General features: G+C 40.9%; 10 protein-coding genes, 3 rRNA genes and 1 pseudogene. 8 read left to right on the top strand and 6 right to left on the bottom strand.

Annotation, left to right across the window (positions count from 1 at the left end; all coding sequences use genetic code 11):
- Position 1 precedes the first annotated feature (1 nt).
- From D9782_RS19885 to D9782_RS19905, 6 genes and pseudogenes are all read left to right on the top strand, one after another.
- Positions 2 to 589: a hypothetical protein gene (locus tag D9782_RS19885; protein WP_121605556.1), complete on the top strand. Its 588-nt coding sequence runs from the start codon at positions 2 to 4 to the stop codon at positions 587 to 589.
- An 80-nt stretch (positions 590 to 669) separates the two neighbouring features.
- Entirely contained in the window at positions 670 to 1,167 is a 498-nt protein-coding gene (locus tag D9782_RS19890; protein ID WP_121605557.1) for an ImmA/IrrE family metallo-endopeptidase, read from the top strand.
- On the top strand, positions 1,136 to 1,300 hold the full coding sequence (locus D9782_RS23200) for a hypothetical protein (protein WP_162986471.1): 165 nt from the start codon (positions 1,136 to 1,138) through the stop codon (positions 1,298 to 1,300). Before D9782_RS19890 ends, D9782_RS23200 begins: the two co-directional genes overlap by 32 nt.
- A gap of 3 nt (positions 1,301 to 1,303) precedes the next feature.
- Positions 1,304 to 2,716, top strand: coding sequence for a recombinase family protein (locus D9782_RS19895; protein WP_121605558.1), 1,413 nt, complete (start codon positions 1,304 to 1,306; stop codon positions 2,714 to 2,716).
- An 18-nt stretch (positions 2,717 to 2,734) separates the two neighbouring features.
- A pseudogene (locus tag D9782_RS19900) lies at positions 2,735 to 3,496 on the top strand (aminoacetone oxidase family FAD-binding enzyme); the annotation flags it as partial.
- A gap of 83 nt (positions 3,497 to 3,579) precedes the next feature.
- Positions 3,580 to 3,777, top strand: coding sequence for a hypothetical protein (locus D9782_RS19905; protein ID WP_026681492.1), 198 nt, complete (start codon positions 3,580 to 3,582; stop codon positions 3,775 to 3,777).
- Here the strand turns inward: D9782_RS19905 and D9782_RS19910 are convergent.
- On the bottom strand, positions 3,774 to 5,444 hold the full coding sequence (locus tag D9782_RS19910) for an IS1182 family transposase (protein WP_121605559.1): 1,671 nt from the start codon (positions 5,442 to 5,444) through the stop codon (positions 3,774 to 3,776). The genes D9782_RS19905 and D9782_RS19910 overlap by 4 nt on opposite strands.
- Positions 5,445 to 5,671: 227 nt before the next feature.
- On the opposite strand from D9782_RS19910, the gene D9782_RS19915 reads away from it, so the two are divergent.
- Positions 5,672 to 6,847 (top strand): dicarboxylate/amino acid:cation symporter, encoded by a 1,176-nt coding sequence (locus D9782_RS19915; protein WP_121605560.1) that lies wholly within the window; start codon positions 5,672 to 5,674, stop codon positions 6,845 to 6,847.
- A gap of 93 nt (positions 6,848 to 6,940) precedes the next feature.
- Here the strand turns inward: D9782_RS19915 and D9782_RS23205 are convergent, their stop codons facing one another.
- The 5 genes from D9782_RS23205 to D9782_RS19935 form a co-directional block, all read right to left on the bottom strand.
- Positions 6,941 to 7,078 (bottom strand): hypothetical protein, encoded by a 138-nt coding sequence (locus tag D9782_RS23205; RefSeq protein WP_162986472.1) that lies wholly within the window; start codon positions 7,076 to 7,078, stop codon positions 6,941 to 6,943.
- Between the two features lie 325 nt (positions 7,079 to 7,403).
- Positions 7,404 to 7,519, bottom strand: a 5S ribosomal RNA gene (gene rrf / locus D9782_RS19920).
- 148 nt (positions 7,520 to 7,667) lie between these two features.
- Positions 7,668 to 10,586: ribosomal RNA gene (locus D9782_RS19925) — 23S ribosomal RNA — on the bottom strand.
- 410 nt (positions 10,587 to 10,996) lie between these two features.
- Positions 10,997 to 12,562 (bottom strand): 16S ribosomal RNA (locus D9782_RS19930).
- Together the 16S, 23S and 5S rRNA genes form the textbook arrangement of a ribosomal RNA operon.
- Positions 12,563 to 12,989: 427 nt before the next feature.
- The gene (locus tag D9782_RS19935; RefSeq protein WP_026681494.1) at positions 12,990 to 13,298 is read right to left on the bottom strand and encodes a rhodanese-like domain-containing protein; all 309 of its coding nucleotides are present in this window, start codon (positions 13,296 to 13,298) and stop codon (positions 12,990 to 12,992) included.
- A 107-nt stretch (positions 13,299 to 13,405) separates the two neighbouring features.
- Here D9782_RS19935 and D9782_RS19940 point away from each other — a divergent pair, with 107 nt between their 5' ends.
- Positions 13,406 to 14,152, top strand: a complete 747-nt coding sequence (locus D9782_RS19940) for a hypothetical protein (RefSeq protein ID WP_026681495.1) — start codon at positions 13,406 to 13,408, stop codon at positions 14,150 to 14,152.
- The last annotated feature ends 138 nt before the right edge of the window (positions 14,153 to 14,290 follow it).

Raw genomic sequence — 14,290 nt, forward strand, 5'->3', positions numbered from 1 at the left:
AATGGGAATAATACTCACGCTATTGGGGTTGGTTGGTACAATAATAGCTTTGGTAATGGCTGTTAAGGCACTAATCAAAAAAGAGAAAAAAGCAACTAAATCATTATTACTTATTTTAGTATCAGTTGTTTTGATTGTGATAGGGGGAACGATGTTGGATAGCGATTCTTCCGAAAAAGCAGAAGCTAACAAAGAAGAGAAATTACCTGATACTTTAGAGGAACGAATCGAATTTTATGCTAAAGACGTGTTTGGTGAAGATAATGTAGATACTTCTAATTTTCTTGAAGGAAATGCTTATGTATATATCATTGGTGACGAAAGTTGGGATGCCGAAAGCGCATTATATGGAATGCAATCTGATACACTAGATTTTCTAGAAAAACTTCAAAACGAAGAAAAAGTCACAAGTGCACAAATTGATATTACACAAACTTTCACAGATAGTTACGGAAATGAAGAAGAAAAAACGGTTTTTCGAACTGACTTTAGTAGAGATACAATAGATAAGATAAATTATGAAAATATGGATCCAAAGCGTGTTTCGGAGATAGCTGATGAATACTGGATACATAATGCATTAAAATAGTGACCATTGGTGTACATGATTTGTACACCCTCTCTTATAACCAACAATCGAACATACATTCTATAAACAAGGGGGATTTTATGTTTATCACTACTTCAAGAACAGAGGATTATATAAAAAAACTTTTAATTAGATGTAACATTACTGATCCGAAAGAATTAAATATAATGACGATAGCAGAAAGATTAAATATACCCGTTTATTATTGGGAATATAGCAGCGAAACTGTTTCTAAAGGCGGTAAAGATATTATTTTTATTGATGCTTGCGCCTCTAAACAAAGGCAATGGGAGGATTTTACCCATGAATTATGTCATCCTCTTTGGCATGTTGGTAGACAAGAATTTCTTCCGTTTCCATTTTTGGAATTGCAAGAGTGGCAAGCAAATAATTTCAGCTATCATTTAGCAATTCCTACTTTTATGTTAGACAAGCTATACAACTATACAGTATATGATGTTATGCAGATATTTAATGTCGAATATGACTTTGCTTATAAAAGATTAGAGATGTATAAAAGTAAACTATACTGCAAGGAGGGGTATCGTGGGCGTATTATCGTTGGAAGCTTTACGTAAACAGAAGAGAGCAGAGAAAATATTAAATATACCTGTGTACAAGGGCATATGGAAGGATGAAAATGGGGAATTAACTGGAAACATTATTGATTATGTTGACATGCCAAAACACTTAATTAAGAAAGGGGAATAAACTTTGAGAACAGCTTTATACATTCGTGTATCTACTCGTGAACAATTAGATGGCTTTTCTATATCAGCGCAAAAAAGACAGCTTACAGCATATTGTGAATCTCAAGGATGGGAGATTATGGGCTATTATGTTGAAGAAGGAGCGAGCGCCAAAAACACAAATCGCCCTGAATTAAAGCGCATGATCACCCACATCGAAAATGACTTAATTGATTGTGTTCTTGTTTATAAATTGGACAGATTAACAAGATCAGTATTAGATTTATACAATTTGCTACAAAAATTCGAGGAAAATAATTGTAAATTTAAATCAGCTACAGAAGTTTACGACACCACAAGCGCAATCGGACGTATGTTTATTACACTCGTTGCCTCTTTCGCTCAATTCGAACGCGAAAGATTAGGGGAGCGTGTTTCTATGGGAATGGAGCAAATGACAAGAGAAGGTAAATGGAAAGGCGGAACAGTTGGATACGGACATAATAAAATTGATGGAAATTTCGTCATTGTCGAACATGAAGCATCTGTTTTAAAAGATATGTATGATTGGTATCTATCTGGATTGAGCGATAGAAGTATTGCTATAAAGTTAAATGAAATGGGCATAGAAACACGTACAGGAGCCGAATGGGATGAACGAAAGGTAAAGTATGTATTAACAAATAAAAAGAATGTGGGAACGTTACAATACGGTGTGAGGGTTAACCAAGATAAAAGCTTTGAAGTAGATGACATTTACCCTCCTATAATTGATAAAAAAACTTTTGAACGTGCACTCACAACAAGGGACGCAAGACGCAAGTTTCATGGTAAACAAGCCACTAGCAGTTATTATTTTTCTGGTATATTAAGATGCTCTAGATGTGGGGCGAAAATGAAAGGAATTAAAGCACGACAATATAAACGTTATAGATGTACCAATAATCTATACCATAAATGCGATATGCCCAGCTTTAGTGAATTATTTATAGAGCAGAAATTCATCGATTATTTAAAGAATATTGCATTTAATGAAAATGAAGTTGAAATAAATCCATTGGATAATAAGGAAAATAAGCAAAAAATCAGGCGACTAGAAAAGGAAATAGATAAAATTAAACAGCGACAAAAGAAATGGCAATATGCTTGGGCGAATGAAATGTTAACGGATGAAGAATTTCAAGATCGCATGAAGGAAGAACACGAAAAACATGCAGAATATGAAAAGAAAATTGCTAAATTTAATATGAATAAGCCGAATCAAATAAATGCAGATATAATGGAAATGATGAAAAGCACCGCTAATAATTGGGAAGCACTTGAACAAAATGAAAAGAAACAGCTTATGCAGATAGTAATTGATAAAATCATTGTTGATATTGATGAGGATAAAAAAGGCATAGACAAGGTTGATATTAAAGAGATAACCTTCAATTAAAACATGCCTTGTAAGTGAACAGGTTCAACGGGAGACGGATATGCATGGGCAAAAAAAGCTGGTCATACAATAACAGAACTTTATCCAACAGAGGTTGCATTAACATCTAATGAACCTTTTATACAGAATAAAGCTCTTCAAGGTCTATCTTTACGTGATGTTAAGTTATCTGTACTTAATCAAAAGAATAAGCCGATTATTAGCCATCAAATGGATATGATCTTTACTCATTTTGGGATCTCAGGTCCTGCAGTACTAAGATGCTCTCAATTTGTTGTAAAAGAGTTAAAAAAGGGAAGAACTGTTGTTCCAATGATTATTGATGTATTACCACATGAATCGGAACAAATAATTGTAGATAGAATATTACGTAATGTGGAGATGAATCCTAAAAAATCCTTTAAAAATATCTTAAAAGGGATAGCTCCAGAACGATTTATTTTATATCTGCTAACTAAACATCAGATTAAAGAAGATCAAAGAGCAGGATCACTGTCTAAGCAAACCATTCGACAACTTATACATGATCTTAAACAGTTTACCTTTACAGTTCATGGTTCTTTACCTCTTGATAAAGCATTTGTGACAGGAGGCGGTGTCTCAATTAAAGAAATTGTTCCAAATACAATGCAGTCAAAAATAATGGAAAGACTTTATTTCTGTGGCGAAATTCTTGATATACACGGTTATACCGGCGGTTATAATATAACTTCAGCTCTAGTAACTGGAAGATTAGCTGGATTAAACGCGGCCATTGAGTCTGGACATGTTGGTAGTTGATTCCTTGCATTATTTAAGACAAGTAGATCAATCTAATATTGTCTGCGTTTTAACTATAAGGATCTTAGAAAGGGTTGGTTTAAATGCAAAAAAATGGAATGTGGTTACCGATTATTGCCTCTGTAGGTGTAGGAGCAGCAACGTATTATACGATGACTAAAAATAATCAAAATCTTGGACAGACCATGCAGAAAATGATTCCGTTTGTTTCGCAAATGACAAAATCAAATAATGGAAATTCTAGTAATTCCCAACAATTAGGTCCTTATGGGATGAGCTAAACAGACAAAGGGGCTGGGACATAACTAGCCTGGAGAAGTAAAAAAGAGATTCCAGTTATCAAAAATAGATAGCTGGAATCTTTTTCATTATCATAAATACATGAATTTTGTGTTATGGCGGTATACTTTCTTAAGTTCACCGCCATAAAGGCAAATCCTAATTCATTTTCCACTTTCGAATTGCCTCTCACCGACATTCGAGTGAAACGCAAATTGGCCTTCAAAAATCCGAAGACAGGTTCTACATCTATTTTTCGTTTACCATAGATTTTTCCTGTTTCTTCTTTTGAAAGCTGCTCTCTTATATATGCTTTTTGCTGTTCCCATTGAGCATTGTAATAAATCTTTCGATTCCCTTTTGCTTTGGTACATTGGTCGCGTAATGGGCATCTAGAACAATGTTCACATTCATAAACATGAAAGGTTCGTTTGAACCCGGCCTTATCCTTTCTGTTTGATAGGTAATGAAAGGATACTTTCTTTCCATTTGGACAAGTAAAAAAGTCTCCGTCTGAATCGTAGTCCCAGTTGGATACATGGAAAGGATTTGTTTTATATTTCTTTTTCTTTTCCATCCGATAGGAATTATAAGTAATCAGTGGTGTTCTTTTTCTATGAAGTACATTACTGTAATTTTGTTCACTACCGTAACCTGCGTCGGCGACAATATGCTCGGGCAATTGAAAGTACCTATCTTCAATAATATCGAGAAAAGGAATAAACGTGCGAGTATCCGTAGGATTTGGAAATACATCGTAGGCTAATGTGTATTGACCTTCGGTCGCAATTTGTACATTATAACCTGCTTTAAGTTGACCATTTTTCATATAGTCATCTTTCATTCGCATAAAAGTGGCATCATGATCTGTCTTAGAATAACTATTGCGATCGCCTAAGATTGCCATATCTTTTTGATATTTGTGTTTACGAGCTTCAAAATCTTGGAATTGTTTACGGTATTGCTTGGGTTCTTTTCGTTCGGAACGAAGTTGTTTGCGTTCTTTTGCTTCTTTGCTTTCTTCGATTGCATTATCATATTTTTCTACTTTTTCATCTAGCTTTTTAACCACTTCACTGAGTTCTTCCTTTGAAAGTTCATCGGAACTTTCCCTTTCTATTTCAGGAATAATTTCTTTTTCCAGTAATTCCTCATACATTTGATTCGACTTCTCTATTAAATCGGTGCTGTATTTTTCAATGGATTTTTTCCATACAAAGGTAAACTTATTGGCATTTGCCTCTATTTTCGTACCATCAATAAAAATAGCCTCTTCTTCAATCGCCTTCTCTTCAACAAGTTGACAACGAAATAAGACAAAACACTGACGTAATAATTCTTTTACTTCGGAATGAACACGAAAACGATTAATGGTACGATAACTTGGTTCATAGCCTTGTGCTAACCACATCATACGTACACTGTCTTTGATTAATCCCTCTATTTTTCTGCCAGAAAAAACAGACTGTGTATAGGCACATAAGATAATCTTCATCATCATGCGTGGATGGTATGCAGGACAACCTGTTTCACGCAAAAATCCCACAAATGATTCCTCTGGGATATGTTCTACAATATGGTTAACCGCATAGGCGATATCATTTTCTTGTAATTTCATTTCAAAATCTAAAGGCAAAACGACTTGATTCATGGTATAATGTTTAAACATAAAGGATACCTCTTTTCTAAGTTTTTGTGTAGTTACTTTAACTTTATCAGAAGGTATCCTTTTTGCGTATATAAATATTGAAAAAAGTAAAAAAAGTGATACGCCCTAAATTGGCGTACCACTTTTTTCAGTTACTGGGTTTTGTCCCAGCCCCTTTTTTAAATTTAGTTTTACTATCAATTATAAATTGTGTAAAATAGGGGGTATTACAAAAGGGAGGGGAATCAGTGAAAGGTTTTGGATTACTACTAAGAATACTAATAGCAATCCTACTAGGTATTGCCGTTGGGTCATTTGCTAATGACTGGTTTATTCGCTTGTTTGCTACTTTTAACGACCTATTTGGGAACTTTCTTGGTTTTATAATCCCATTAATTATTCTAGGCTTTATAGCGCCTGGAATTGGTTCAATGGGGCGTGGTGCAGGTAAATTACTTGGACTAACTGGTATTATTGCTTACTCATCTACAGTTATTGCTGGCATTTTAGCATTTCTTGCAGCAAAAATGTTATATCCTTTAATGCTGAACAATCAATCGTTACAATCCTTTACAGATCCATCAGAAGGTCTTAGTGAAGGGTTTTTCCAAGTAGCTATGCCACCACCAATGGAAGTAATGACAGCACTTCTTCTTTCATTTGTAATTGGCCTTGGAATTGCTGCGATAAAAGGAGATGCATTATATAATATTACAAAGGATTTTCGTAACATTATTCATATAGTTATTGAAAAAGTAATTATTCCATTACTTCCATTTCATATTTTTGGAATATTTGCCAATATGACTGCAGCTGGGCAAGTAAGTACGATTCTAGCAGTTTTTGCTAAAGTGTTTGTTATGATAGTTATACTTCACATATTGTATTTAACTATTCAATATACAATAGCGGGAACAATGAGTAAACAAAATCCATTTAGTATGTTGAGAAGAATGGTGCCAGCATATTTCACAGCATTGGGAACACAGTCTTCAGCAGCTACTATTCCTGTTACGCTAAAGCACACAAAAACTCTAAAAGTACGTGAAGGCATTGCAGATTTCACGGTTCCTTTACTAGCAAACATTCATTTGTCTGGAAGTACTATTACAATAGTTAGCTGTGCGTTAGCTGTTATGTTTTTGCAGGGGGATGCTGTTAGTTTCGCTACCATTGTTCCATTTATTTTAATGCTAGGGATAACAATGGTTGCTGCACCAGGCGTTCCAGGAGGAGCAGTTATGGCTGCAATTGGATTATTAGAAAGCATGCTTCATTTTGGTCCAACTATGGTTTCGTTAATGATCGCATTATACTTAGCTCAAGATAGCCTTGGAACAGCTTGTAACGTCACTGGAGACGGAGCAATAACCTCTATCACTAATTCATTAAGTAGAAAATCAAAACAAGCGAATATATCATAATAACAACTTAACGACCTGAGTCGATCGACTCAGGTCGTTTCATCTAAATAATTCCATAAGAAAAACGGAGCAAAATTCGCTCAGTCCTTATCACTACATGCTCCGATTTACGCTTCCTCTAGTAGCTATTATGGAATAATAGCTACTGCTTGACCACCACTCTGGCCGCCCTTCGCTATTATCAGGCTCTACAACGCTAGCATGAAGTAACACAGCTGCTTTTATACTCACGGATAGCGATTTTCACTTTACCCATTGTAAAAAAAGTCAACCTATTACTTATGACAAGAATTGGTGCACCTTCTCATAGCGGAGACGAATTACGTAGACTCCTGCGGGATTAGCGCGAGCCGAAAATCCACTTTGCAACGTGTTCTTCTTTGCAAAGTTAGTTGAGGCCGTGCCCGCGGAAAGCGAAGTAATTAGTCGGAGCATTGCCAATATACATCAAACATTTCAAAATAACTACTTGGCTTAACACAGTCATTGCACTGATTTTATACTTTCTTAACTTATAAAAAAAAGAGGTATAAAAATACCTCTTTTTTTTATCGTTGCCTGGCGGCGTCCTACTCTTGCAGGGGCAAAGCCCCAACTACCATCGGCGCTGGAGAGCTTAACTTCTGTGTTCGGCATGGGAACAGGTGTGACCTCTCCGCTATTGCTACCAGACCTAAAAGTGTAGATCGTTCTGTGTTGTTTCAGAACGTCCTTCTTCTTAAGGACAAGTTATATTATATGCAGTTTCCTGAGAAAATGCAAGGATTTTTTTGTACCCTAAAAACTAAATAAGAGATCATTCAACGACAACCAAAAGAAGTTAGTTAAGTCCTCGATCGATTAGTATCCGTCAGCTCCACGTGTCACCACGCTTCCACCTCGAACCTATCAACCTCATCATCTCTGAGGGATCTTACTCACTTGAAGTGATGGGAAGTCTCATCTTGAGGGGGGCTTCATGCTTAGATGCTTTCAGCACTTATCCCTGCCACACGTAGCTACCCAGCTATGCTCCTGGCGGAACAACTGGTACACCAGCGGTGTGTCCATCCCGGTCCTCTCGTACTAAGGACAGCTCCTCTCAAACTTCCAACGCCCACGACGGATAGGGACCGAACTGTCTCACGACGTTCTGAACCCAGCTCGCGTACCGCTTTAATGGGCGAACAGCCCAACCCTTGGGACCGACTACAGCCCCAGGATGCGATGAGCCGACATCGAGGTGCCAAACCTCCCCGTCGATGTGAACTCTTGGGGGAGATAAGCCTGTTATCCCCGGGGTAGCTTTTATCCGTTGAGCGATGGCCCTTCCATGCGGAACCACCGGATCACTAAGCCCGACTTTCGTCCCTGCTCGACTTGTAGGTCTCGCAGTCAAGCTCCCTTCTGCCTTTACACTCTGCGAATGATTTCCAACCATTCTGAGGGAACCTTTGGGCGCCTCCGTTACCTTTTGGGAGGCGACCGCCCCAGTCAAACTGCCCGCCTGACACTGTCTCCGAACCGGATCACGGTCCTGGGTTAGAAGGTTCGTACAGCCAGGGTGGTATCCCACGGATGCCTCCACGTAAGCTAGCGCTCACGCTTCGATGGCTCCCACCTATCCTGTACAAGCTGTACCAACATTCAATATCAGGCTACAGTAAAGCTCCACGGGGTCTTTCCGTCCTGTCGCGGGTAATGTGCATCTTCACACATAGTATAATTTCACCGGGTCTCTCGTTGAGACAGTGCCCAAGTCGTTGCACCTTTCGTGCGGGTCGGAACTTACCCGACAAGGAATTTCGCTACCTTAGGACCGTTATAGTTACGGCCGCCGTTTACTGGGGCTTCGGTTCTACGCTTCGCACAAAAGTGCTAACGCTTCCCCTTAACCTTCCAGCACCGGGCAGGTGTCAGCCCCTATACTTCGCCTTTCGGCTTCGCAGAGACCTGTGTTTTTGCTAAACAGTCGCTTGGGCCTATTCACTGCGGCTCCTCGGCAGAGGAGCACCCCTTCTCCCGAAGTTACGGGGTCATTTTGCCGAGTTCCTTAACGAGAGTTCTCCCGCTCACCTTAGGATTCTCTCCTCGCCTACCTGTGTCGGTTTGCGGTACGGGCACCTATGAACTCACTAGAGGCTTTTCTTGGCAGTGTGAAATCAGGAACTTCGGTACTCTATTTCCCTCCCCGTTACAGCTTGAAATGGTCGAACGGATTTGCCTATTCGACTTCCTCACTGCTTGGGCGCACACATCCATCGGTGCGCTTTCCTTATCCTTCTGCGTCCCCCCATCGTTCAAACGCTCATGAGGTGGTACAGGAATATCTACCTGTTGTCCATCGCCTACGCCTTTCGGCCTCGGCTTAGGTCCCGACTAACCCTGAGAGGACGAGCCTTCCTCAGGAAACCTTAGGCATTCGGTGAAAGAGATTCTCACTCTTTTTTCGCTACTCATACCGGCATTCTCACTTCTAAGCGCTCCACCAGTCCTCACGGTCTGACTTCACAGCACTTAGAACGCTCTCCTACCATTGTTCGTAAGAACAATCCGCAGCTTCGGTGATACGTTTAGCCCCGGTACATTTTCGGCGCAGAGTCACTCGACCAGTGAGCTATTACGCACTCTTTAAATGGTGGCTGCTTCTAAGCCAACATCCTGGTTGTCTAAGCAACTCCACATCCTTTTCCACTTAACGTATACTTTGGGACCTTAGCTGGCGGTCTGGGCTGTTTCCCTTTCGACTATGAACCTTATCACCCATAGTCTGACTCCCAAGGCAAAGTAGCTGGCATTCGGAGTTTGACTGAATTCGGTAACCCGGTGAGGGCCCCTAGTCCAATCAGTGCTCTACCTCCAGTACTCGTTCCTTGAGGCTAGCCCTAAAGCTATTTCGGAGAGAACCAGCTATCTCCGTGTTCGATTGGCATTTCACCCCTACCCACACCTCATCCCCGCATTTTTCAACATACGTGGGTTCGGGCCTCCAGTCAGTGTTACCTGACCTTCACCCTGGACATGGGTAGATCACACGGTTTCGGGTCTACGACCGCATACTATGTCGCCCTATTCAGACTCGCTTTCGCTGCGGCTCCGTGTCTTCCACTTAACCTTGCATACGATCGTAACTCGCCGGTCCATTCTACAAAAGGTACGCCGTCACCCATTAACGGGCTTCGACTACTTGTAGGCACACGGTTTCAGGTTCTCTTTCACTCCCCTCCCGGGGTGCTTTTCACCTTTCCCTCACGGTACTGGTTCACTATCGGTCACTAGGGAGTATTTAGCCTTGGGAGATGGTCCTCCCGGATTCCGACGGAATTCCACGTGTTCCGCCGTACTCAGGATCCACTCCGGAGGAAATTCTCTTTCGATTACAGGGCTCTTACCTCCTATGGCGGATCTTTCCAGATCGCTTCATCTAAAGAATTTCTTGGTAACTCCAATGGAGTGTCCTACAACCCCAGAAGGCAAGCCTTCTGGTTTGGGCTAATTCCGTTTCGCTCGCCGCTACTCAGGAAATCGCATTTGCTTTCTCTTCCTCCGGGTACTGAGATGTTTCAGTTCCCCGGGTATGCCTCCTCTACCCTATGTATTCAGATAGAAGTACTGCTCCATTACGAACAGTGGGTTCCCCCATTCGGAAATTCCCGGATCAACGTCTACTTACGACTCCCCGGGACATATCGGTGTTAGTCCCGTCCTTCATCGGCTCCTAGTGCCAAGGCATCCACCGTGCGCCCTTATTCACTTAACTAGCTTTCTATGAATAAGCGTACTTATTTATCGCCTTAACTTTTGGTTTTCTAGCTTCCGCTCATAGCGATTAGCATGACTTCCTTCCTCTTCGTACGATAAGTCAACATCGATTCACTTACGTTTATCGTGTTTCCTTTATCTCCTGCGAGTCAGTCCAGTCTGTACATCGCTAAACATTCGCTTCCGCTTTTAGTTTGATGTCGTTGTTACTCTTATTTAGTTTTCAAGGTACAAACTTCCACAGGATGTGGTGACTTCTGCGTTCGTCACAGGACGTGACGGATCTTAACAGAAGATCCTTTCACCCTTGAGAGACATCATTTACTCTCTCAAAACTGAACCAAACAACCAAGTATGTCCTTACAAACCATTCGTAAAGAATGGTTCGCGTTCCGTAATTATCCTTAGAAAGGAGGTGATCCAGCCGCACCTTCCGATACGGCTACCTTGTTACGACTTCACCCCAATCATTGGTCCCACCTTCGGCGGCTGGCTCCAAAAGGTTACCTCACCGACTTCGGGTGTTACCAACTCTCGTGGTGTGACGGGCGGTGTGTACAAGGCCCGGGAACGTATTCACCGCGGCATGCTGATCCGCGATTACTAGCGATTCCGGCTTCATGCAGGCGAGTTGCAGCCTGCAATCCGAACTGAGAATGGTTTTATGGGATTTGCTTGACCTCGCGGCTTCGCTGCCCTTTGTTCCATCCATTGTAGCACGTGTGTAGCCCAGGTCATAAGGGGCATGATGATTTGACGTCATCCCCACCTTCCTCCGGTTTGTCACCGGCAGTCACCTTAGAGTGCCCAACTAAATGCTGGCAACTAAGATCAAGGGTTGCGCTCGTTGCGGGACTTAACCCAACATCTCACGACACGAGCTGACGACAACCATGCACCACCTGTCACTCTGTCCCCGAAGGGAACATCCTATCTCTAGGATTGGCAGAGGATGTCAAGACCTGGTAAGGTTCTTCGCGTTGCTTCGAATTAAACCACATGCTCCACCGCTTGTGCGGGCCCCCGTCAATTCTTTTGAGTTTCAGCCTTGCGGCCGTACTCCCCAGGCGGAGTGCTTAATGCGTTAACTTCAGCACTAAGGGGCGGAAACCCCCTAACACCTAGCACTCATCGTTTACGGCGTGGACTACCAGGGTATCTAATCCTGTTCGCTCCCCACGCTTTCGCACCTCAGCGTCAGTTACAGACCAGAGAGTCGCCTTCGCCACTGGTGTTCCTCCACATCTCTACGCATTTCACCGCTACACGTGGAATTCCACTCTCCTCTTCTGTACTCAAGTCCTCCAGTTTCCAATGGCCCTCCACGGTTAAGCCGTGGGCTTTCACATCAGACTTAAAGGACCGCCTGCGCGCGCTTTACGCCCAATAATTCCGGACAACGCTTGCCCCCTACGTATTACCGCGGCTGCTGGCACGTAGTTAGCCGGGGCTTTCTGGTCAGGTACCGTCAAGGTGCCGCCCTATTTGAACGGCACTTGTTCTTCCCTGACAACAGAGTTTTACGATCCGAAAACCTTCATCACTCACGCGGCGTTGCTCCGTCAGACTTTCGTCCATTGCGGAAGATTCCCTACTGCTGCCTCCCGTAGGAGTCTGGGCCGTGTCTCAGTCCCAGTGTGGCCGATCACCCTCTCAGGTCGGCTACGCATCGTCGCCTTGGTAAGCCGTTACCTTACCAACTAGCTAATGCGCCGCGGGCCCATCTGTAAGTGACAGCTAAAAGCCGCCTTTCAACTTCTCGTTATGCAACAAAAAGTATTATCCGGTATTAGCCCCCGTTTCCCGGGGTTATCCCAATCTTACAGGCAGGTTGCCCACGTGTTACTCACCCGTCCGCCGCTCGTTCCACAGGCGTCACCTCCGAAGAGGATCTGCCTGCTTCCCGCGCTCGACTTGCATGTATTAGGCACGCCGCCAGCGTTCGTCCTGAGCCAAGATCAAACTCTCCAAAAAAGTTTGTTCATAATTAACACCGTTAATTATGATGTCTTAGCTTGCTCCAGAAGTTTCCTTCTGGTTATTTTTAAGAAAAAACAGTTGCATGTTTTTCTCTTGACATACTGGTTGTTTTGTTCAGTTTTCAAAGAGCAAATATTGGTTTGCTGCTGTCAAAAACACAGCGTTTAATATAATACCAAATCAAAGAGATTATGTCAACTAAAAGACGACTTTGATTTCACAACAATAAAAAACAATCGAATGAACAAATTCGACATTTTCTATATCGCGGATTGTTATTATAGCATCAATCCCATTTAACTGTCAATAAAAAATTACATGTTTTTTAAATGTATTACTTTTTTTGCGACAGCAATAACTATAATACAGTTCGAACAGAAAAAAGTCAACCCTTTTTTCTGTTCTCATCAAAATTCCCCTTCTACTTCGTAACAGCACCTTTCCATTCAAGCATGCCACCAGTCATATTAGACACATTATAACCATTTTCACTTAAAAACTCTGCTGCTCTCATACTTCTTCGACCTGAGCGACAGACCAATACATGGTGTTTTGATTTGTCCAATGAATTTATCGCATCTGGAATTTCTTGTAACGGTATATGTTTAGCATTTTTAATCATACCTTGAGCTACTTCTTCATCTTCTCTTACATCAACAACCTCAATGTCTATTCCTTCTTTTAATTGACTTTCTAATTCTTCTGGAGAGATTTCATTTATTTTTTCCATCTTATCACCCTTTATCGTTCATTCATGTTTATGATACGTTTTCTGAGGATAACTTGCAACTTCCTTACACACACTAGCATTAATAAAAAATATTGGAGAGATGGTATATGAAGTATTTGATTACTATTATATTTATTTTTCTTGTATCAATAGGATTATCTGTTGATAACTTGAAAGCAACAGAAACAAAGGCAACATTAATTCATACGTACGAAGCTGATGTAACTGGTGATGGTCAACATGAAAAAATTGAGCTAAAAGGTATTTTGTTTTCACCAGATACGACATTTTATCGAAAGGTTTGGGCTTCTATTACTAGCAATAATCAAAAGTGGAAAATAAATTACAATGGAGGTTATGATCCTTCACTACAGTTAATTGACTTAAACCATGACACTATTAAAGATATTTTTTATCAGAGCGCAACGGGCGGAAGTGGTGGTTTATATAATTATCAATTAGATACCATCACAAATGATAAAATAAGTAATATACCATTGCCTGAGCAAACATACCTTAGTGGTGAATTTGAAGATAATTTCAACGTTACCATTCAATTAACTCCAAGTGAAAAACCGATTCAAATAGATGTCAAAAATCGTGCTGATGATTATATAAGACTTGGTATATACAATAAAGAAGGAAAATTACTTGAAACAAATAAATCTGTAATGATTGATCCCATTGCCTTCTTCGAACCATTATTAATTAGTGAAAGTAAAGGATATGGTTTAAAAAGTTATCAACAAATAAGCGGGGCTTATCATGCGGACAGGCTAGGAACAGTTGAAACAATTTGGTATTTTGAAAATGGCAAATGGATTATCTTACAAACTAAATGGATCCCCTCTTAAAATAAAGAACCTATTTTAGCATAAAGCAAAGCCGAACGAATTGGTGGTTACCCCCAAAAGTTAGTTTTTTCACTCTAACTTCTGGGGTAATCACCTTCAAACCCGTTCGGCTTTTGTTAATTCTACTATACGTAAAAT

The organism is Virgibacillus sp. Bac332, from assembly GCF_003667785.1.
Classification (GTDB): domain Bacteria; phylum Bacillota; class Bacilli; order Bacillales; family Amphibacillaceae; genus Virgibacillus; species Virgibacillus salarius.

Bases quoted from the DNA above. Each gene is read 5' to 3' on its own strand.
- D9782_RS19940 (WP_026681495.1), top strand. From the start codon at position 13,406: ATGAAGTATTTGATTACTATTATATTTATTTTTCTTGTATCAATAGGA.
- D9782_RS19890 (WP_121605557.1), top strand. From the start codon at position 670: ATGTTTATCACTACTTCAAGAACAGAGGATTATATAAAAAAACTTTTA.
- D9782_RS19905 (WP_026681492.1), top strand. From the start codon at position 3,580: ATGCAAAAAAATGGAATGTGGTTACCGATTATTGCCTCTGTAGGTGTA.
- D9782_RS19910 (WP_121605559.1), bottom strand. From the start codon at position 5,444: ATGTTTAAACATTATACCATGAATCAAGTCGTTTTGCCTTTAGATTTT.
- D9782_RS19885 (WP_121605556.1), top strand. From the start codon at position 2: ATGGGAATAATACTCACGCTATTGGGGTTGGTTGGTACAATAATAGCT.
- D9782_RS19935 (WP_026681494.1), bottom strand. From the start codon at position 13,298: ATGGAAAAAATAAATGAAATCTCTCCAGAAGAATTAGAAAGTCAATTA.